The sequence below is a fragment of the Klebsiella sp. DY2415 genome (genome assembly GCF_026314315.1).
Taxonomy (GTDB): domain Bacteria; phylum Pseudomonadota; class Gammaproteobacteria; order Enterobacterales; family Enterobacteriaceae; genus Klebsiella; species Klebsiella ornithinolytica.
In genome coordinates this window covers 228,014-247,258 of the sequence record NZ_CP111115.1, presented here as the reverse complement: position 1 = coordinate 247,258, position 19,245 = coordinate 228,014, and the positions used below count along the sequence as shown (strand labels likewise).

Below are 19,245 nucleotides of genomic sequence, written 5' to 3'. Positions count from 1 at the left end.
TTAAAGCCCTGACATACGAGGCTGGCTGTGCACCGTGCCGTCGCCAATTTTAATACCCAACAGCGCAGAGATTTTTTTTGCCATAATTTCAATATCAAAGGCGGCTGCAGAGGAAGAGCTAAAGTCGAGAATCGACTTCTGGGAAGCATTCGCTTCAACGACGCTCTCATCACGATGGATAATACCCAACAGACGATCGCCCAGTTTATCCTCCATCAGAGCGGTGACGTCACGGCTGACCTGACGGCGGTTATCACTCTGATTCAGCACGAAAAAGTGCCCAAGTTTGTGGTTTAGCTTACCGCCGGTTAAACGCTGCTTTTCGACGTGCGACAGGGTCGACATCGAGGCGGTGTCCGCCAGCAGCGGCACCAGGTGCAGATCGGCCAGCGGCGTTAAGGCCGTCAGCGCCGGTGAAGGGCCGGGTGGCAGGTCGGCGATGATAATTAATCCGGGATAATTCAATAATGCCGCCAGCCCGCGGGTGAGGAAATGGGCGTCCGTGGCAAGGTGTTCATCAAAAGCCTGATGCTGCGCCTCGCTGACGTCGCCATACGGCAGGACAAAAATATTGCTGCCCGCGCTCAGTACGCACTGGCTCCAGTCATGAAGCTCCAGCGCTTTCGCAACATAGCCGCGCTCATCGCTAAGAGGGACGCCAAAATGCAGACGCAGCGCATTTTGCACGTCAAAATCGATCGCCAGGACTTTGCTGCCTGCGCGAGCTAATGAATAGGCCAGATTTGCCGCGAGGGTCGTTTTTCCTACGCCGCCTTTGGGAGAACACACGCAGATCAACGGCATGTCGCAATCCTTTCTAAAAGTGATTTCAGCGGCTGATCTTTATTTTTCGCCACCGGTTCAACGGCTTTTGCCGCAAATAAATGAGCATAGCCTTCCGCCGCCTGTGCAGACGGCACGACCGGGCGAACCGCTACCGGTGGTGCAGGCGCAACGGCTGGTGCGGGCGCAACGGCTGGAGCAGGCGCAACGGCTGGAGCAGGCGCAACGGCTGGAGCGGGCGCAGCGGCTGGAGCGGGAGCAGGCGTATGGGGTACGGCCATTGCCGGCACAGATTCTGCTGCCCACGTATGTTCTGCAACCGAAAGGGGGTCATGTGGCGCTGAAACGGAGACAGGGGGTGGCATGACCGGAGCCGGGGCTGCAGGTGACGTTGGTTGCGGCGTGTGCGCGGATTCTGCCTCGACCCAATGAAACATATCCGTCGGCACCGGCTGCGGTATCGGTAACGATACCGATCCTCCCATGGCCAGCGAGGATTCTTTTTCTTCCCCAGGAGAGAGCTGATTGAGAATAACCCAATCTCCCTGTTCTCTGGCGGCTGCGTGTGATGAAAGGTCCTTGAAATCCAGACTTTGCGTACGAGTCTTTTCCTTGAAGCGCTGCAAATCATCATAATGGTTCATGGATAACCTCATGATTCTAATAAATAATATTTTAGCTGTTTTTATTTTGATACTACGCCTTTAGAGCATAGTTTATTTTATTGTTTTTCATCAACTTAAGTTGGTCAGAATGACCAACAATACAATGACGTTGTAGAGGAGTATCGTTCAAGGTGGCGTAAATCACTGATAATTTTGCGGTTACCCTATCATTTCTTATAAGAAATGATAGCTCCATTTTTTAGGAGGTCCTGTGATCCCACCAAACCTGAGCTCAGCGCCCCCTTAAAATAACCAGGTTTTTCTCTAATTGATCTTTAGATAATGCGCAGAACAAAATAACTATGATGCGTGATGGAATATATTTTAGACTTTTTATATCGTTGTATAAATAGGTCAAATTAATTATTTAAGTCGAAAAACAGCAGTCAGGTACTTTCTCAAGCCTGACTCTTCTCCGGGCATAATAAGCGGCTGCTGCCGAAAGTTTTGACGCCTTCGACAGCAGCAGGGAACATCAGGCGAGCTGTTTTTGCTGATTTTCATCCTGGTCAACGGCAAAACAGGCGACCAGCTGACCCCGGTAATCTTTCAACTGCGGCTGTAGCTGGGTACACGGGCCGAAACGACGGCGGCAGCGGGCGTTAAACGCGCAGCCCGGCGGCGGATTCAACGGGCTCGGCAGTTCGCCGGTCAGCTTAATACGTTCGCGGCGATCGTCCGGATTCAGGCGTGGCGTGGCCGACAGCAGAGCCTGAGTATACGGATGCTGCGGATTGTTGAAGATCTGATCCTTGGACCCTTTCTCCACGCAGCGGCCGAGATACATCACCATCACTTCATCCGCAATGTGCTCCACGACCGACAGGTCATGGGAGATGAACACATACGACAGCCCCATATCCTGCTGCAGATCCATCATCAGGTTCAGCACCTGCGCGCGGACCGACACATCCAGCGCGGAGACAGGTTCATCGGCAATCACCACATCCGGGTCCAGCATCAGACCACGGGCAATCGCGATGCGCTGCCGCTGACCGCCGGAGAACATGTGCGGATAGCGATCGTAATGCTCCGTTTTCAGCCCGACCTTCGCCATCATCGCCAGCGCTTTTTCACGGCGCTGTTCTTTGCTCAGCGACGTATTGATCTGCAACGGTTCTTCCAGAATCTGACCCACTTTCTTACGCGGATTCAGCGAGCCGTAGGGGTTCTGGAACACAATCTGGATTTTCTGCCGACGCAGCTTTTGCGCCGTGGCATCTGGCTTTAATAAGTCCTGACCCTGATAGTAAAGCTCGCCGCCGGTCGGGATCTCAATCATCGTCAGCAGACGGCCCAGCGTCGATTTTCCACAGCCGGACTCGCCAACCACCGCCAGCGTTTTCCCGCGTTCGAGGGTAAAGGAGACCCCGTCCAGCGCCTTAACCAGCCTTTCCGGCGCAAACAGCCCCTTCTTCACCGGGTAATATTTTTTCAGATCAATGGCCTGCAACAAGAACTGTTGCGTGGTGGCCTCATGGGTACTCATAGCGTAGGCCTCCCGGCATCATCCAGTGGGTAGTGGCATTTCGACTGACGGGCGCCGTCGACGCGGTTCAGCTCAGGCTCCTCGCTGCGGCACTTATCCGTGGCATAGGGGCAGCGCGGGTTTAACAGACAGCCGTTGGGGCGGTCATATTTCCCTGGCACGACGCCCGGCAGCGACGCCAGCCGCGCTTTATCCTGGGCAAACTCCGGCAGCGCGCGCAGCAGCGCCTGAGTATAAGGATGGCGCGGTGCGCGGAAGATATCCTTCGCATCGCCCGTCTCCACAACCTGACCGGCGTACATCACAATAATTTTGTGTGCCGCCTCAGCCACCAGCGCCAGATCGTGGGTGATCAGGACCAGCGCCATGTTCTCTTTTTGCTGCAGCTCCAGCAGCAGCTCAATGATCTGCGCCTGGATGGTCACATCCAGCGCGGTGGTCGGTTCATCCGCAATCAGCAGCTTGGGCCGGCAGGCAATCGCCATGGCGATCATCACGCGCTGGCTCATCCCGCCGGAAAGCTGGTGCGGATAGACATCAAGACGCGATGCCGGGTCAGGGATGCCAACCAGCGTCAGCAGATCGATCGCCCGCTGGATACGGGTTTTCTTATTTCCGCCCTGATGTACTTTAATGGCTTCCATAATCTGATAGCCGACGGTGTAACACGGATTCAGGCTGGTCATCGGGTCCTGGAAGATCATCGCCACTTCCGCCCCCACCAGCTGGCGGCGCTCTTTTTCTGAGATACGCTTCAGATCGCGGCCATTAAATTCCAGCTTATCCGCCATCACGCGGCCGGGATAATCAATCAGCCCCATGATCGCCAGTGAGCTGACCGATTTACCTGAGCCGGACTCGCCGACAATGCCAACCACTTCACCCTGGTTCACGCTGTAACTCACGCGGTCTACCGCGCGAAACGGTGTCCCTTCGTCGCCGAAGTGCACCGATAATTTATCCACATTCAATAACGCCATCTCGAACCTCTTACTGCTTCAGTTTGGGATCGAGCGCGTCACGCAGACCGTCACCCATCAGGTTAAATGCCAGCACCGTCAGCAGAATCGCGACACCCGGGAAGGTGACGACCCACCAGGCACTCTGCGCGAACTGCAACACGTCGGAGAGCATCGTGCCCCACTCCGGTGTCGGCGGCTGCGCACCCATGCCAAGGAAGCCAAGAGCGGCCATATCGAGAATGGCGTTAGAGAAGCCCAGCGACGCCTGAACAATCAGCGGAGCAAGGCAGTTAGGAAGAATGTTGATGAACATCTGACGGATTGCCCCCGCGCCTGCCACCCGTGAAGCGGTGACGTAGTCGCGGTTCACTTCCACCAGCACCGCCGCACGAGTCAATCGCACGTAGTGCGGCAGGGCGACAAAGGTGAGCGCCAGCGAAGCGTTCACGATCGAGGGGCCGAAGATAGCCACCAGCACCAGCGCCAGCAGCAGGCTCGGCAATGCCAGCATGATATCGACAACACGCATGATGATGGAGTCGATCACCCCGCCGAAGTAGCCGGCAATCAGGCCCAGCACCACGCCGAGAATCAGCGACAGCACCACGACCAGACAGCCAACCAGCAGCGACAAGCGCGCGCCGTACATCAGTCGCGACAGAATATCGCGGCCCACGTCATCGGTCCCCAGAAGATGCGCAAAGCTTCCCCCCTCCTGCCAGGCCGGCGGCGCCAGCAGCACGTCGCGGAACTGATCCGCCGGGTTATAAGGGGCGAGGAAGTTAGCGAACACGGCGATAATAATCATAATCGCAACGTAGACCAGGCCGACAACCGCCCCTTTGTTGCGTTTGAAATAGTGCCAGAACTCCTGCAAAGGGGTCATTGGCACCGGTGCGGCGACAACTTTATTTTCAGTAATTTGTGACATGATGGCCCCTTACTTCTTATGCCGAATACGCGGGTTCACCACGCCGTACAGCAGATCGACCAGCAGGTTGACGAGGATAATCATCGTCGCGACCAGCAGTACCCCACCCTGAACCACCGGGTAATCACGGCGTTGCAGCGCATCGATCAGCCAGCGCCCTAAACCAGGCCAGGAGAAGATGGTTTCGGTCAGAATGGCGCCCGCCAGCAGCGTCCCTACCTGTAGCCCAATCACCGTGACCACCGGCAGCATAGCGTTACGCAGCGCGTGGACCACGATGACGCGCATCCGGGTCAGCCCCTTGGCGCGCGCGGTGCGAATATAATCTTCGCCCAGCACTTCCAGCATCGAGGAGCGGGTCATACGCACGATAACGGCCAGCGGAATGGTGCCCAGCACCACGGCTGGCAGAATCATGTGCATTAAGGCATCAATAAAATCGCCCGGCTCGCCCCAGATAGCGGTATCGATGAGCATAAAACCGGTCAGCGGCAGGGTATCGTCAAGGAACACGGTATCGCTGATACGTCCGGAGACTGGCGTCAGGTTGAGCTGGACTGAAACCAGCATGATCAGCATCATTCCCCACCAGAAGATCGGCATGGAATAACCGGTCAGCGCGAGGCCGACGGAGGTGTGATCGAAGATAGAGCCGCGTTTGACCGCCGCCAGTACGCCCACCGGAATACCGACGATAACGGCGAAAATCATCGCGCACACGCCCAGTTCCATCGTGGCTTTAAAGCGCGGCACGAACTCCTGCCACACGGGAATACGGCTTTTCAGCGAGATGCCTAAATCCCCATGCAAGACACCCCAGATATAGTGGGCATACTGCTGCCACATCGGCTTATCAAGGCCCATTTCAGCCAGCAGCTGAGCGTGACGTTCAGGGGAAATACCACGTTCGCCCGCCATAATCATCACCGGATCACCGGGAATCATATGCACAAAGGCAAAGGTGAGAAGGGTAATACCGATAAATGTCGGGATGACAAGTCCCAAACGTCGGAGGATGAACTGCAACATAACCCGGATTCTCTATAGTGACGCCCCGCCTGGTGACAGGACGTCTGTATTGCTCACAAATGAAATCCCCCCTCCCCTTTAAGGGAGAGGGGAAACATACTGTTTATTATTCGACAGAGACGTTTTCGAAGTGGTGCTTGCCTAACGGGTCAACCACGTAGCCTTTGACTTCTTTACGCACCGGCTCATAAACGGTGGAGTGAGCGACGATCAGCGCCGGAGCCTGGTCATGCATCACAACCTGAGCCTGCTTATAAAGCTCGATACGTTTGTTGTGGTCATCGGTGGCACGTGCCGGCTGAATCAGATCTTCAAACGGCTTGTAGCACCAGCGAGAGTAGTTCGAGCCGTCTTTTGCTGCTGCGCAGCTGAACAGGGTAGCGAAGAAGTTATCCGGATCCCCGTTGTCGCCGGTCCAGCCCATCATCACGGTCTGGTGCTCGCCTGCTTTCGCACGCTTCAGATACTCGCCCCATTCGTAGGTGACGATCTTGGCCTGGACGCCAATTTTGGCCCAGTCAGCCTGGATCATCTCAGCCATACGGCGCGCGTTCGGGTTGTACGGACGCTGTACCGGCATTGCCCACAGATCGATGGAGAAGCCTTTTTCCATGCCGGCTTCTTTCAGCAGCGCTTTCGCTTTTTCCGGATCGTAAGTGTAGTCTTTAACGTCGTCGTTATAGCCCCACATGGTCGGCGGAATCAGGTTTTTCGCGGACTGGCCAGCGCCCTGGTAAACGGCTTTGATAATCGCTTCTTTATTTACCGCATAGGTCAGCGCCTGGCGGACTTTCACGTTATCCAGCGGTTTCTTCTCGGTGTTGAAGGAGAGATAGCCGACGTTCAGGCCCGGCTGTTCCAGCAGGTTAATGTTCTTATCTTCTTTCATGCGCGCGATGTCGGCCGGGTTCGGGTACGGCATCACCTGGCACTCATTCTTCTGCAGTTTGGCATAGCGCACGGAAGCATCAGGGGTAATGGAGAAGACCAGGCGATCGATCTTCGGCTTGGTGCCCCAGTAGCCCGGGAAGGCTTTATAGAGAATACGAGAGTCTTTCTGGTATTGCAGCAGCTGGAACGGCCCGGTACCGATTGGGTTCAGGTCCACTTTTTCCGGCGAGCCGGCTTTCAGCATATTGTCGGCATACTCTTTGGACAGAATAGAGGCGAAGTCCATAGCCAGGTCAGCGAGGAACGGCGCTTCCGGGCGGGTCAGCACAAACTGGACGGTTTTATCGTCGACTTTCTTCACTTCGCTAATCAGGTCAGGGAGGCCCATCCCTTCGAAGTATTCATAGCTGCCGCCGGACACTTTATGGTACGGGTTTTGCGCGTTTTTCTGGCGATCGAACGAGAATACAACGTCGTCGGCATTCAGGTCGCGAGTGGGTTTAAAGTCTTTATTATCCTGCCACTTCACGCCCTGACGCAGGTGGAATGTATAGGTTTTGCCGTCCTCGCTCACTTCCCATTTTTCCGCCAGCCCCGGAATAACTTCCGTAGTACCGGTTTTGAATTCAACCAGGCGGTTATAGATGGGCACCGAGCTGGCGTCATAGGTTGTACCAGAAGTGAATAGCTGTGGGTTAAAGCCTTCCGGCGAACCTTCAGAACAATAAACCAGGGTCTTAGCCTGAACGCTTGCTGCAACGGTCAGGGCGACCAGGCTCAGACCAAGCTTCAGCATCCCTGACTTTTTCAAGGAAATACTCATTATTCTGCTCCAAATGTGATGTTGTTTGCATATATCCGCCAGGCCTTTATTTATTTTTTACCCGGTCTGGTCGGTGGTGCCCGAAGGCCTGGATGAGAGATGGGGATTCCTTTCACAAAAACGCCTGAGTTGCAGTGCGGATTCTCCATGAAATGCCCCTCATGCCCTACAATCTGTCAACAGAATGCGTAAACGTCAATACAGCCAACCGGGTTTTACATCCGGGGTGAGAATCAGCAGGCAAAGATTAAAAAAACTTCAAGACGCTATTTTCAGCAGAGAAATTTATGCTAGCGGCGAGCAGGCAGCATAAATGTCTTAATACTTCTTAACAGCTAGTGATAAGCAATTCTGGTAAATGGTGAAAATTTATTACGATGTGGCCAATATGTGAGCGATTAATAGCGCGAACGTTAAAACGCACAGCGGAAAATGCTGCAGTTATCCATAAGCTTCGCGAAAAAAGAACCTTAGATATATAAAAAAATACAATGGAAGATGTCACAAAATAGTTAACAGACAACATGAAACAAGGATTCGTGCTTTTTTTGTGACTTTGGTTAACTATCACACTCCGACATCGTGGCGCCCGGCGCGCTGCTCAACGCCATTGATGGAAGGGATCTCATTTTTACGGTGGTTTGGGCAGAGGTCTGTTTTTCCTGCCGGCAGAGGGAGACTGGCAAATAGGCCTGAGGGGCGTTAAGCCAGCTAAAAATTGCTGAGGTACACATGACCGGTCAGGGCCGCAGGCATCGTCGAACCTCTGCCCCCGGAGGTTCTCATCCTCACCGGCTTCAGATGCAAAAAAGCCTGCTCAATGAGCAGGCTTTTAAATTTGGTCGGTGATAGAGGATGACTCACCACTACGTGGCTCGCCCTGCGGGCCGTTGCTAAAGCAACGTTCCCTCGCTACGCTCGGGTCGAACCTCTGCCCCCGGAGCTTCTCATCCTCACCGGCTTCAGATGCAAAAAAGCCTGCTCGTTGAGCAGGCTTTTAAATTTGGTCGGTGATAGAGGATTCGAACCTCCGACCCCTTCGTCCCGAACGAAGTGCGCTACCAGGCTGCGCCAATCACCGAATGCGGGCGCATCTTACTGCTGAGACTCACACCCGTCAATGCCTTATTTGGAAAAAATAGCTCAAGCGGCGAGAAACTCGCCACTCCCGCTATTTCGCCACGGTTTTCCCCGCATCGGCAACGCGGCACCAGTTGTTATGCTCATTAATTCCACCGTCCGGCGAGGTGTAGCCCAGACAACCCATGATGGTGTCATACAGCTCAACATGACGACGCGGAACTTTCATCGCCGCCTGCTCTTTGAGGCGGGCAAACGAAGCAGCATGATCCGGCGCGGCCAGATATTTATCCGACATCCACACCATCATCGGCACACGGAACTGTTCCGGCGGCGCCATCTTACGTGGCGTACCGTGCAGGTGTTCATGCTCGTTGATTGACTCCCCGTGATCGGCGGCATAGAACACAATCGCCTTCTTATCACGCAGCTGGTCCAGCACGCTCACGATAAAGTGATCGACATAGGTCACGCTATTATCGTAAGAGTTGATCAGCTCCGCTTTCGAGCATTTACTGTCCACGCCCACACACTCCGGCTGCCACTGCGCAAAGCTGCGCGGGTAACGCTGGGTATAGTTAAAGTGCGAACCTTTGGTATGGAGAATAATCAGGTGTTTACCATGGTCATTCTTCATCAAAGAGCGCTTAACCTCATCCACCAGCAGCATGTCGTCCACGCTTTTGCCGCGGTTACGCGGTTCAGCGCCAATCTGCTCACGATAGGCAATGCTGTTCGCCATGGTATTGCTGTAGAACCACATCTCGCTCTGCATCGCATACAGGTCGCCGGTAAAGCCGAGCTGGTGCAAGACAGCAAAGACGTTTTGCTCTTTCAGCGTTCGCTGCGGGTTGTCTTCCGCCCCACCCTCACGCACAAACATGCAGCGCAGAGAGAGTTTGGTCGCGGTATCGCAGGAGTAGCCGCGGAAGGCCACCAGGTTTTTCTCCTGAGCCAGCTTCGGCGTGGTATTGCGGTTATAACCCAGGATCCCCATATGGTCCCAGCGGGTGGTTTCACCGATAATGAACACCACGTAGGTATCATCCAGGCCCTGCGGCTCGACATAGGTGAATTTTTTGGCAGGGTTTATCAACGACTTGTTATCTGAGGACTCATCCACCTGCGCCCAGGCGTACAGCCCCAGCGCGGAAAGCCAGTTCGATGGCAGATACGAGTTGGCAATCACCCCGCCGTAGCTCGGCATATCGACTTCAGAGCTACGCTCAACATCCTTCTGCCGCAGTTCGAGCAGGCGAATCGGTCCCCAGACCATTAACCCGGCGAGAGCAACGATGGCGATATTTTTTACCCGCTGGCCCGGCGTCCGAATTTGCCGCAGCAGAGTATGCTGGCAGCGGTTACTCCAGATAAGCAGCAGCGGCGGAGCGCTGACCAGCGCCAGCCACAGAATCAAATACCAACCCACCACCTCCTGAGAGAGGTCGATATCCGTGGTCATCACCGACGCAATGATGCCGTAGCCAATCACCACGTTCAGGAAGGTCATGTAATAGCTGGCGGCAGCGGAGAAAATCACCACCAGCGTGGCGAGTATTCGCCAGACGCGCCGCCCCAGCAGCGACAGAACACGTAGCAGGAAAAACGTCACCAGCACGGTGGCAACCAGTTCCACAATCCCGGAAAGCCCTTTCCAGAGGGTAAATTCCTGCGCATAACCATCAAGGCGACGGAAAAGCACAGCAACGTTCATAAACCAGCCGATGTACAGCGCCAGCCAAAGGCTGACTTTCTGCTGTGTCATCGTTCTAATATAATTCATGCATGAAACCTGGAAAAAGAAGAGATAAAACCACCTGACTTACGCGATATAAGCGGGCAGGTTAATAGGGTGCGTTCAGGTTGATTAACTACTCAAACCCATTCGAGATGCCTTGAGGCGACGGGCTCGTGAATCCTCTGGAGCTTACTCAAGTAAGTGACTGAGGCGAACGAGCGCAGTCAACAATAAGGCAGTTTGAAGGACGGAGAGTATAAGAAACCTCTACAAAGCGCGCTAAGTAGACCACAGAGAAAGGAAAAAGTACCAGGTGGGAGTGTGATCCAACCAAACATTTACAAAACATTTGGTTGGACAGGCACAAATAGCTCAGGAATATCGGTATGACGCCGCAAAGAGGGCGTATCAGGCGTGGGCTTCGCTGTAAACTTCACCTTTCGGCTGGCGAATCGTCGTCGAGAGCGCCAGGGAGAGAATCAGCAGGGCAAAGATAACGCAGAAGGTCACGTAGAACCCACCGAACAGCGAGGCAATCAGCGATCCGCAGATGCTGCCGATACCAAAGCCCAGATAGATGACGCCGTAGTTTTTTGCCAGATTATTCAGACCGAAAAATTCACTGACCAGCGACGGGAACACGGTAATCGTTCCACCGAAGTTAAAGGCGACGCAGGCAATCGCGGCAAAGAAGGTTGTGGCGTTCAGCGGCGCGAACAGCAGCGCAGCCATGCCGACCAGGGAAACCACCTGACCGATAGTAATGACGCGGATACGGGAAATTTTATCCGACAGAATCCCCAGAACCAGACGTCCGCTCAGGTTGGCGATAGAGATAACGGTGACCGCATTCGCCGCCGTCGCGACATCCAGATGCACCATCCCTTGCGCGATATCTTTCGCGACGCCAATAACATACAGACCGCTCATGCAGGCCGTCAGGAACATCACGGCGAGCATCCAGTACTGCGGTTTACGCATCGACTCGGCCAGCGTGAAGTCATTCTCCACCACGCCATTATGCGAGGCGGCGGTATGATTCGGCGCATCTTTCATTAAGGTGGCGCCGAAGACAATCATCACCAGGACAATGGCGCCCCAGATAATAAAGGTTTTCTCCAGCCCGACGGTGGCCAGCAGGTGGCTATCGATAAATTTGAACCCGAGGCTACCGAGGCCATAGGAACCGATGGAAAAGGCGGAAATCAGCCCTTTACGCTCCGGGAACCACTTCACGCAGTTGGAGAGCGTCAGTAGATAGCCCGCGCCGTCCGCCAGGCCCACCAACAGGCCTGCGCTGAGCCAGAGCATCATCAGGCTGTTGGCGTGAGCGGTCAGGAAAAAGCCGAGCCCCAGCAGAACACCGGATGCCATCGTGACGCGTCTGACGCCAAAGCGTTCCTGCAGTTTACCGGCGACAGAAGAGGATAGCGCCAGACCGAGGCTTAACAGACCGAAGGAGAAAGCCACCTGGCTTACCGGTTCGTCCAGTTTTGCGGAAAGGGAACTGTTGAACAAACTCCATGTATAAACCGATCCCAGCGCGAATTGTGTGACGATCGTGCCGGCCAGCGTAAGCCAGCGGGTATATTGACTGTTTGCAGCGTTCATAGCAGATATCCTGAATAATTAACTGCCGCCACAATAGCGAAGTCACCTGAACGCCAGGGTAAAAAAGGCATGAAATGCCATCAGCAAGGAATGAAATGCATGTGAGCCGGAATGAATGACATTGAAAAAGGCAGGCGCATGACCGCAGCAGAAATAAGTTAGTGACCACTATCTTACAACAATGCGCCATTACTGTGTTTTTTAGGTAACAAGAACGTTTCACGCATGCTAAATAAAGGCTAAAAGTTAGCGCTCACCCCCATCACATAGAGATAGTTGGCGCCCGTTGTCGTATTCTCCGCCTGCGATAATGCCGCCCAGGCCGCAAGGTGTGAATTGAGGGCCATATCCGCCCCGAAGGTGACATCGCGCCAGGCGCCATCCTGACCGCGATTAGGGCCAATCAGATCCGAAGAGAGCGGCTGGTTGTAGCTCACCTGCGCCCACGGATGGACGCCCCATAGCGCCTGATAATCCATACGCCAGCCAAGCGTATTCACGTAGGGGTTGTCTGGCGCGCGGCGCGCGGGTGCGGTCGATATCACTTCGCTACGCAAACTCGCCACCGGGCCGGAAGTGACGCCGTTGGCCAGGGTAAAATTCCATCCCACGCTCATCCCGCGGCCGCTATCCGGCGGCGCCACCGCCTGATTCAGCGCAATACCGGGAAGATCGCCGGACGCATTCATCCGCTCCGCCAGAATATCTTCATAGCGGGGTTGGTGATCGCTATCCCACGTATAGCGTTCAGGGGTATTACTTTTGGTATCGATAGCGATATATTCCTGTTGCCAGGCATTCGCGCCACTGATAAACGAGACCCAGACAACTGCGCACGCCGGGAGCATAATCCCCCGAAGGCCATTGCATTTCTTTATTATCATTAATGCGACTCCAGAAAAGAGCCAAACCGGCATTATTGCTGTGTTTTTATGGGACGGGCTTCCCTGAATACCCTGAATTATGTGATTGGGCGAACGAATGCAGCCAATGCACATGCAACCTGAATAATGGCGGGTATATTTGAGAGTGGTATCCCTGTATTAACTATTATCTTTATCTTTCAGCCGTCAAGGCGAACGCGTAAGTTTTATTGCTAAAGGGAGAGAGACATGCAGCGCTGCGGTTGGGTAAGCCAGGACCCGCTTTACATCCAGTACCATGATAACGAGTGGGGCGTTGCGCAAAGAGATGCCCGCAAACTGTTCGAAATGATCTGCCTTGAGGGCCAGCAGGCCGGTCTGTCGTGGATTACGGTGTTGAAAAAGCGTGAAAATTATCGCCAGGCCTTTCATCAGTTCGATCCGGTTCGCGTCGCCGCCATGAATGAGGCAGATATCGAGCGCCTGCTCCAGGACGCGGGAATTATTCGCCATCGCGGGAAAATTCAGGCCATTATTGGCAACGCCCGCGCCTTCCTGACCATGGAAGAGAGCGGCGAATCGTTTAGCGACTTTGTCTGGTCTTTCGTCGAGAATCAGCCACAGATCTCCCATGCCGCCACCCTGGCGGAGATACCCACCACCACACCGGCCTCCGACGCCCTCTCAAAGGCGCTGAAAAAGCGCGGTTTTAAGTTTGTTGGTTCCACCATCTGCTACTCCTTTATGCAGGCCTGCGGGCTGGTCAACGATCACCTGACGAGCTGCTTCTGTCACCCGGGAGGCGATGATGATCCGCAAGTGGGACGCTAAAGAGACCCGGCCGCTGCTCACGCTGTGGCTGGAAAGCACGATTCATGCCCATCCCTTTATCAACGAAACGTACTGGCACGAGAGTGTCGCCGTTGTACGCGATGTCTACCTGCCTGCCGCCAGCACCTGGGTGTGGGAAGAGAACGCGACGATAAAAGGTTTTGTCAGCGTGATGGAGTCCCGCTTTATCGGTGCGCTGTTTGTCGCGCCGGACGCAATTCGCCGCGGCATCGGCAGCGCGCTGCTGGACGAGGTCAAACAGCATTACCGCTGGCTTAGTCTCGAGGTTTACCAGAAAAACGTTCAGGCGGTGAATTTCTACCATGCGCAAGGCTTCCGGATAGAAGACTGCGCATGGCAGGACGATACGCTACAGCCGACCTGGATTATGCATTGGCCGGCGGATCAAACGCCGTAAGCGTCAGCGCAGGGCCGTCATATTTTTCCAGCCACGCCAGCGCCGTATTCCCGGCGCAGCCGTTGCCCAGCCGCGAAGTCGGAATATCTTTGGTCAGAACATTCACCGCGCCGTTTTTGCAGATACCGGCCTGCGGGTCGATATCAGGCCAGGCCCCTTCGTGTAAACAGATAACCCCTGGACGAATACCTTCCGTCACCACGGCACCGGCCAGCACCTGGCCGCGGGCATTCCACACCCGCACGACATCGCCGTCAGCAATATTGCGCGCCTGTGCGTCCAGCGGATGAAGGGTTAATGGCTCACGACCGGCAACTGCGTACTTTTCTCGCAGCGACGTATGGTTCAGCTGGCTGTGCAGACGATGCGCCGGATGAGCGGACAGCACCTGCAGCTGGCCGGGCTGAGCATTGCCGTGCCACTCGTCCGGTTCCAGCCACATTGGATGCGGTGGACAGTCCGGGTAGGCAAAGCCGGCAATCGTTGGAGAGTGAATTTCAATTTTGCCGCTCGCGGTTTTCAGCGGACTGGCCTGCGGATCGGCACGAAATGCCGCGAAACGGGCAAAACGGGCATTTTCCGGATTTTCCGGCATTTCTATCAGCTGGTTAGCCTGCCAGAACTGGTCAAATGGCGGTAGCGTCACCTGCTGGCTCGCCCCGCGTTGCGCGGCAATCTGATAGAAGGTCTCCAGCCACTGTAGATCGGTTTTCCCTTCGGTAAAACGCGCGCGCCCTCCCTCTTCCCAGCGCTCGCTGAGATCGGCAAAAACGTCAAAATCATCCCGGGCTTCATCGCGCGGCGCGACCACGCGCTTCATCGGCACCAGGTGCTGGTTACTGTAATCGCCGGTCATGGTCATATCGTGACGTTCAAACGAGGTTGTCGCCGGCAGGACAATATCGGCATGGCGGGCGGCGGCGGTCCAGAAGCACTCCGAAATGACGATAAGCTCCGGCTTCTGCCAGGCCCGAATCAAGCGGTTAGTATCCTGATGGTGGGTAAAGTTCGCGCCGCCGCACCACCAGACGAAGCGAATATCCGGAAAATGCCGGTCCATTCCGTTGTGTTGATACGGCGCGCCGGGGTTTTCCAGCGCTTCCACAATACGCGCCACCGGTATTTTTTCGACCGCCTCGGTACCGCCCGCCACGCAGCCTTGCATCGAAGCCAGCACCGCCGCCCGGCGGGTCGGGTTGCCGCCGTTGGCGAAGTGGTAGGAAAGGCCAAAACCGCCGCCGGGGGTACCAATCTGCCCCAGCATCGCGGCAAGCGTCACCAGCATCCAGTGCTTCTGCTCGCCAAACTGCTGGCGCTGCATCCCCCAACCAGACATCAGCATGGTGGTATTGTCATGGAATAGCGCTGCCAGCTCGCGGAGCTTATCCGCGCTGACGCCGCAAATCTCCGCCGCCCACTCTGCGGTTTTCGGCGTGCCATCGCTTTCACCGGTCAGATAGCGGGCAAAAACGTCATAGCCGCTGGTACAGCGGGCGAGAAACGCCTCATCCTGCCAGCCGTTTTCCACCAGCGTATGGGCAATGCCGAGCATCATCGCGACATCCGTACCCATATGCGGAGCGATCCATTCGCCCGCCTCGCCAAAGAATTCCGCCGTTTCCGATCGCATCGGATCGATGCAGATCACCCGCTTCCCGCTTTTGCGCAACCGATCGAACCATGGGATCCCCTGCTCATCGGAAGCGTTCCAGGCAATTTTTAGCGTATTCAGCGGGTTGGCGCTCCAGAGTACCACCACATCGCTATGTTCCAGTACCATCGGCCAGCTGGTCTGCTGCTGATAAACCTCATTGCCGCCAACCACATAGGGCATGATCGCCTGTGCCGCGCCGGTGGAATAATCTCCCAGATGTCCGGTATATCCGCCAGCCAGGCTCATGTAGCGCTGCAGCAACGTCGCCGCCTTGTGGAGTACGCCGTTAGAACGCCAGCCGTAGGAGCCGGCAAAAATCGATGCCGGGCCGTAGCTTTCCCGAATCCGCCGATGCTGTGCGTGGATAAGATCCAATGCCTCCTGCCAGCTCACCCGCACAAACTCGTCCTGGCCACGCACGCCCTGCGGACTATCCGGCGAAGCAAGGAAACCTTTACGTACCATCGGATAGCGGACGCGGGTTTTGCTGTGTACCTGCTCGCGCACCGCGGTTTGCAAGGAGTTGGCGAAAGAGGTCTCCAGCGCACCGCGGGAAGAGAGGACATTTTCACCATCCGTTTCAACCAGCATAGGCCCCCAGTGAGCCGCGGTTAAGATGGTTTTGGTTGCAGATGAGGTTGGCAAAGCGAGCTCCTGGTCAACGAATGCAGGTGTTGTGACGGTCAGTGACACTGACCGTTCAATGTTATTTACAAAAAGAGAGCCGGTCCGGGGAATTTTCTACGTAATTGGGCGTCATAATCAACCGTCACGCGCGCTGTGACAAAGAATAAAAAGGATTAAGGAAATAACATGAAAAAACGCGTACTCATGATTGCGGCTGTGGTTAGCGGCACCCTGGCGATTTCTGGCTGTACCACCAATCCGTATACCGGCGAACGCGAAGCGGGGAAATCCGGCATCGGCGCCGGGATCGGCTCGCTGGTCGGCGCGGGCGTCGGCGCACTCTCCTCGTCGAAAAAAGATCGCGGCAAAGGCGCGCTGATTGGCGCAGCGGCCGGGGCGGCGCTGGGCGGCGGCATCGGTTATTACATGGATGTGCAGGAAGCAAAACTGCGCGAGAAAATGCAGGGAACGGGCGTCAGCGTGACGCGAAATGGCGATAACATCGTGCTGAACATGCCAAATAACGTCACCTTTGACAGCAGCAGCGCCAACCTGAAACCGGCCGGGGCGAACACCCTGACCGGCGTGGCCATGGTGCTGAAAGAGTATGAGAAAACCGCGGTTAATGTCGTGGGTTACACCGACAGCACCGGCGGTCAGGATCTGAATATGCGCCTGTCGCAGCAGCGCGCCGACAGCGTTGCCAGCGCCCTCATCACCCAGGGCGTGGCGGCAAACCGTATTCGCACCAGCGGCATGGGCCCGGCGAACCCCATCGCCAGCAACACCACGGCGGAAGGGAAAGCGCAAAACCGTCGCGTAGAGATCACCCTGAGCCCGCTCCAGTAAGTCCGGCGGTCGACCCCGACCACCGCATCCTTCGCCCGGTAAGCGCCGCTTGCCGGGCAAAATGCTTGATATAGCAGATTTTCGCGCTAAGGTGTTCTCCAGATTTCAGCAAAGGAAGCCATCATGGCGAAAGCGGCGCGAGCAACCATTAGCGATGTGGCGAAAGCCGCAAAGACCGGAAAAACCAGCATTTCACGCTACCTCAATGGCGAAAAGCACCTGCTTTCCGACGACCTGCTGGCGCGCATTGAAAAAGCGATTGCCGAACTTAACTACCGCCCCAGCCTGATGGCCCGTGGCCTGAAACATGGCCGTACCCGGCTGATTGGTCTGATCATCGCCGATATCACCAACCCCTACTCGGTCAATGTCCTCAGCGGCATCGAAGCGGCCTGTCGCGAAAAGGGCTTTACTCTGCTGGTGTGTAATACCAATAACGAGCTCGACCAGGAGCTGCACTATCTCGACCTGCTGCGCAGCTACCAGGTTGAGGGGATCGTGGTCAACGCCGTCGGGATGCGCGAAGAGGGGCTGAATCGCCTGCAGCAGTCGGCGCTGCCGATGGTGCTCATTGACCGCAAGATTCCGGACTTCGCCTGCGATGTCGTCGGTCTGGACAACACCCAGGCCGCGACGACCGCCACAGAACATCTGGTGGAGAAAGGGTTTGAAGCCCTGCTGTTCCTCAGCGAGCCGCTCGGTTCGGTGAACACCCGTCGCGAACGTCTGAGCGCGTTTCGCGCCACCCTCCAGCGCTACGCCGGCATCGTCGCGGAAAACGCGGAAGTTCCGCTTAACGACGGCGCTATGCTCGATACGGTGCTGCGCCAGTTTCACTCCCGCCACCGCGGCATGCGCAAGGCGCTGATTTCCGCCAACGGCGCCCTGACGCTACAGGTTGCGCGCGCGCTCAAGCGAATCGACCTGGTTTGGGGCAGCGACATCGGCCTGCTCGGCTTCGACGAACTGGAGTGGGCGGAGCTGGCGGGCGTGGGGATTACTACGCTCAAACAGCCCACGTGGCAGATTGGCTATGCCGCGGTTGAGCAGGTGGTGCGCCGAATTGAAGGCGCTAACGACCCCATCTGCGAGCGGGTCTTCTCCGGTGAACTGATCGTGCGCGGATCGACCTCCCGATAACTCTCCTTCGTGATGGTGATCATAAATCAGACATCCTCTCCTTTTCTTTGGAACCGGTACCATCTAGCGTAATAGAGTGATTTGCTACAGCGCTACCGGGAGTTTGTCAGATGGCCAGAAAAATTATTGTCGTGACCGCCGCCTATGGTCATGATTGCATTAAAGAACTTGGCGGGCAGTCCGCCGTACTGCCGTTTATCGCCGGCTCCGGCGCCGACGGCGTGGAAATCCGCCGTGAGTTATTCAGCGCTGACGAGCTCAACCAGCTGCCGGCGCTGGCCGCTACCATCGAGCGCCACAACCTGCTGGCCTGCTACTCTGCGCCGGAAGCCCTGTTTGAAGCGGATGGCGCCCTTAACCCGCGCCTGCCGGCGCTGTTGCGCGAAGCGCAGACCCTCAACGCCCTGTGGTTAAAACTGTCGCTCGGCCATTTTATCCATAACAACGAACTCGAATCGCTGCGCCGCATCCTGCAGGAGAGCGGCATGGCGCTGGTGGTGGAAAACGACCAGACCGACTGCGGCCAGCTGGCGCCGATGCAGCGCTTTAAAGCCTCCTGTCGGGTGAATCAGCTGCCGGTTACCTTAACTTTCGATATGGGTAACTGGCTGTGGGTCGGCGATTCGCCGGAAGAGGCCGCACGGCATCTGGCCCCCGCCGTCAGCTATATCCATGTCAAAGCCGCAGAGCCGCATCATGCGCACTTTCGCGCCGTCCCGCCCGATGAAGCTCCGGCACGCTGGCTGGCGCTGCTCGACAACCTGCCCGCCGATGCCCCGCGCGGTATCGAATTTCCGCTGGTGGGTCACGATCTGACGGCCGTAACCCGTCGCTATGTGAATTTGTTACGCGAGGAGTAAG

General features: G+C 56.0%; 15 protein-coding genes, 1 tRNA gene, 1 other RNA gene and 1 pseudogene. 5 read left to right on the top strand and 13 right to left on the bottom strand.

The genetic code is table 11. The features are described from left to right. From OQV00_RS01160 to OQV00_RS01105, 12 genes and pseudogenes are all read right to left on the bottom strand, one after another. Positions 1–793: pseudogene (locus OQV00_RS01160) on the bottom strand (cellulose synthase operon protein YhjQ/BcsQ). 1 nt (position 794) lies between these two features. Continuing rightward, positions 795–1,427 (bottom strand): cellulose biosynthesis protein BcsO, encoded by a 633-nt coding sequence (gene bcsO, locus OQV00_RS01155; protein WP_032718373.1) that lies wholly within the window; start codon positions 1,425–1,427, stop codon positions 795–797. A gap of 496 nt (positions 1,428–1,923) precedes the next feature. Beyond that, the gene (dppF, locus tag OQV00_RS01150) at positions 1,924–2,937 is read right to left on the bottom strand and encodes a dipeptide ABC transporter ATP-binding subunit DppF (protein ID WP_004868756.1); all 1,014 of its coding nucleotides are present in this window, start codon (positions 2,935–2,937) and stop codon (positions 1,924–1,926) included. Then, positions 2,934–3,917 (bottom strand): dipeptide ABC transporter ATP-binding protein, encoded by a 984-nt coding sequence (dppD, locus tag OQV00_RS01145; RefSeq protein WP_015585548.1) that lies wholly within the window; start codon positions 3,915–3,917, stop codon positions 2,934–2,936. Before dppD ends, dppF begins: the two co-directional genes overlap by 4 nt. 10 nt (positions 3,918–3,927) lie before the next feature. Beyond that, on the bottom strand, positions 3,928–4,830 hold the full coding sequence (gene dppC / locus OQV00_RS01140; protein ID WP_015585547.1) for a dipeptide ABC transporter permease DppC: 903 nt from the start codon (positions 4,828–4,830) through the stop codon (positions 3,928–3,930). Positions 4,831–4,839: 9 nt separating this feature from the next. Then, a complete protein-coding gene (gene dppB / locus OQV00_RS01135; protein ID WP_004868763.1) occupies positions 4,840–5,859 on the bottom strand; it encodes a dipeptide ABC transporter permease DppB in 1,020 nt (339 codons plus the stop codon). A gap of 106 nt (positions 5,860–5,965) precedes the next feature. Further along, positions 5,966–7,573, bottom strand: coding sequence for a dipeptide ABC transporter periplasmic-binding protein DppA (gene dppA, locus OQV00_RS01130; RefSeq protein ID WP_004868766.1), 1,608 nt, complete (start codon positions 7,571–7,573; stop codon positions 5,966–5,968). A gap of 839 nt (positions 7,574–8,412) precedes the next feature. Continuing rightward, positions 8,413–8,544, bottom strand: a non-coding RNA gene (locus OQV00_RS01125) — RtT sRNA. Positions 8,545–8,577: 33 nt separating this feature from the next. Further along, positions 8,578–8,654: transfer RNA gene (locus OQV00_RS01120), tRNA-Pro, on the bottom strand. A gap of 90 nt (positions 8,655–8,744) precedes the next feature. Then, complete coding sequence (gene eptB / locus OQV00_RS01115) at positions 8,745–10,436, bottom strand: kdo(2)-lipid A phosphoethanolamine 7''-transferase (RefSeq protein WP_004868768.1); 1,692 nt, start codon at positions 10,434–10,436, stop codon at positions 8,745–8,747. Positions 10,437–10,799: 363 nt separating this feature from the next. After that, positions 10,800–12,002 (bottom strand): L-lactate MFS transporter, encoded by a 1,203-nt coding sequence (locus OQV00_RS01110; RefSeq protein WP_015585546.1) that lies wholly within the window; start codon positions 12,000–12,002, stop codon positions 10,800–10,802. Positions 12,003–12,241: 239 nt separating this feature from the next. Next, positions 12,242–12,850: a lipase gene (locus tag OQV00_RS01105; protein WP_015585545.1), complete on the bottom strand. Its 609-nt coding sequence runs from the start codon at positions 12,848–12,850 to the stop codon at positions 12,242–12,244. A 264-nt stretch (positions 12,851–13,114) separates the two neighbouring features. Between OQV00_RS01105 and tag the strand changes: the two genes are divergently transcribed. Both tag and OQV00_RS01095 read left to right on the top strand, forming a co-directional pair. Next, positions 13,115–13,696 (top strand): DNA-3-methyladenine glycosylase I, encoded by a 582-nt coding sequence (gene tag, locus OQV00_RS01100; protein ID WP_004868774.1) that lies wholly within the window; start codon positions 13,115–13,117, stop codon positions 13,694–13,696. Next, the gene (locus tag OQV00_RS01095; protein WP_004868776.1) at positions 13,674–14,114 is read left to right on the top strand and encodes an N-acetyltransferase; all 441 of its coding nucleotides are present in this window, start codon (positions 13,674–13,676) and stop codon (positions 14,112–14,114) included. The genes tag and OQV00_RS01095 overlap by 23 nt, the downstream gene beginning before the upstream one ends. On the opposite strand, the gene OQV00_RS01090 is transcribed toward OQV00_RS01095, so the two are convergent. Continuing rightward, positions 14,083–16,413, bottom strand: a complete 2,331-nt coding sequence (locus tag OQV00_RS01090) for a molybdopterin guanine dinucleotide-containing S/N-oxide reductase (RefSeq protein WP_064356590.1) — start codon at positions 16,411–16,413, stop codon at positions 14,083–14,085. The two genes, OQV00_RS01095 and OQV00_RS01090, sit on opposite strands and share 32 nt — an antisense overlap. Before the next feature lie 168 nt (positions 16,414–16,581). Here OQV00_RS01090 and OQV00_RS01085 point away from each other — a divergent pair, with 168 nt between their 5' ends. The 3 genes from OQV00_RS01085 to OQV00_RS01075 all read left to right on the top strand — a co-directional run bounded on the left by OQV00_RS01085 (position 16,582) and on the right by OQV00_RS01075 (position 19,244). Further along, positions 16,582–17,244: an OmpA family lipoprotein gene (locus OQV00_RS01085; RefSeq protein WP_004868780.1), complete on the top strand. Its 663-nt coding sequence runs from the start codon at positions 16,582–16,584 to the stop codon at positions 17,242–17,244. A gap of 123 nt (positions 17,245–17,367) precedes the next feature. Continuing rightward, a complete protein-coding gene (locus OQV00_RS01080) occupies positions 17,368–18,384 on the top strand; it encodes a LacI family DNA-binding transcriptional regulator (protein ID WP_266279704.1) in 1,017 nt (338 codons plus the stop codon). A 110-nt stretch (positions 18,385–18,494) separates the two neighbouring features. Beyond that, entirely contained in the window at positions 18,495–19,244 is a 750-nt protein-coding gene (locus OQV00_RS01075; protein WP_004868783.1) for a sugar phosphate isomerase/epimerase family protein, read from the top strand. Position 19,245: the final 1 nt, after the last annotated feature.

Excerpts from the sequence above, each read along its gene's own strand:
- OQV00_RS01105 (WP_015585545.1), bottom strand. The coding sequence starts at position 12,850 with ATGCTCCCGGCGTGCGCAGTTGTCTGGGTCTCGTTTATCAGTGGCGCG.
- dppD (WP_015585548.1), bottom strand. The coding sequence starts at position 3,917 with ATGGCGTTATTGAATGTGGATAAATTATCGGTGCACTTCGGCGACGAA.
- eptB (WP_004868768.1), bottom strand. The coding sequence starts at position 10,436 with ATGAATTATATTAGAACGATGACACAGCAGAAAGTCAGCCTTTGGCTG.
- OQV00_RS01110 (WP_015585546.1), bottom strand. The coding sequence starts at position 12,002 with ATGAACGCTGCAAACAGTCAATATACCCGCTGGCTTACGCTGGCCGGC.
- dppB (WP_004868763.1), bottom strand. The coding sequence starts at position 5,859 with ATGTTGCAGTTCATCCTCCGACGTTTGGGACTTGTCATCCCGACATTT.
- OQV00_RS01075 (WP_004868783.1), top strand. The coding sequence starts at position 18,495 with ATGGCCAGAAAAATTATTGTCGTGACCGCCGCCTATGGTCATGATTGC.
- OQV00_RS01095 (WP_004868776.1), top strand. The coding sequence starts at position 13,674 with ATGATCCGCAAGTGGGACGCTAAAGAGACCCGGCCGCTGCTCACGCTG.
- OQV00_RS01085 (WP_004868780.1), top strand. The coding sequence starts at position 16,582 with ATGAAAAAACGCGTACTCATGATTGCGGCTGTGGTTAGCGGCACCCTG.
- tag (WP_004868774.1), top strand. The coding sequence starts at position 13,115 with ATGCAGCGCTGCGGTTGGGTAAGCCAGGACCCGCTTTACATCCAGTAC.
- dppC (WP_015585547.1), bottom strand. The coding sequence starts at position 4,830 with ATGTCACAAATTACTGAAAATAAAGTTGTCGCCGCACCGGTGCCAATG.
- bcsO (WP_032718373.1), bottom strand. The coding sequence starts at position 1,427 with ATGAACCATTATGATGATTTGCAGCGCTTCAAGGAAAAGACTCGTACG.
- OQV00_RS01080 (WP_266279704.1), top strand. The coding sequence starts at position 17,368 with ATGGCGAAAGCGGCGCGAGCAACCATTAGCGATGTGGCGAAAGCCGCA.
- dppF (WP_004868756.1), bottom strand. The coding sequence starts at position 2,937 with ATGAGTACCCATGAGGCCACCACGCAACAGTTCTTGTTGCAGGCCATT.
- dppA (WP_004868766.1), bottom strand. The coding sequence starts at position 7,573 with ATGAGTATTTCCTTGAAAAAGTCAGGGATGCTGAAGCTTGGTCTGAGC.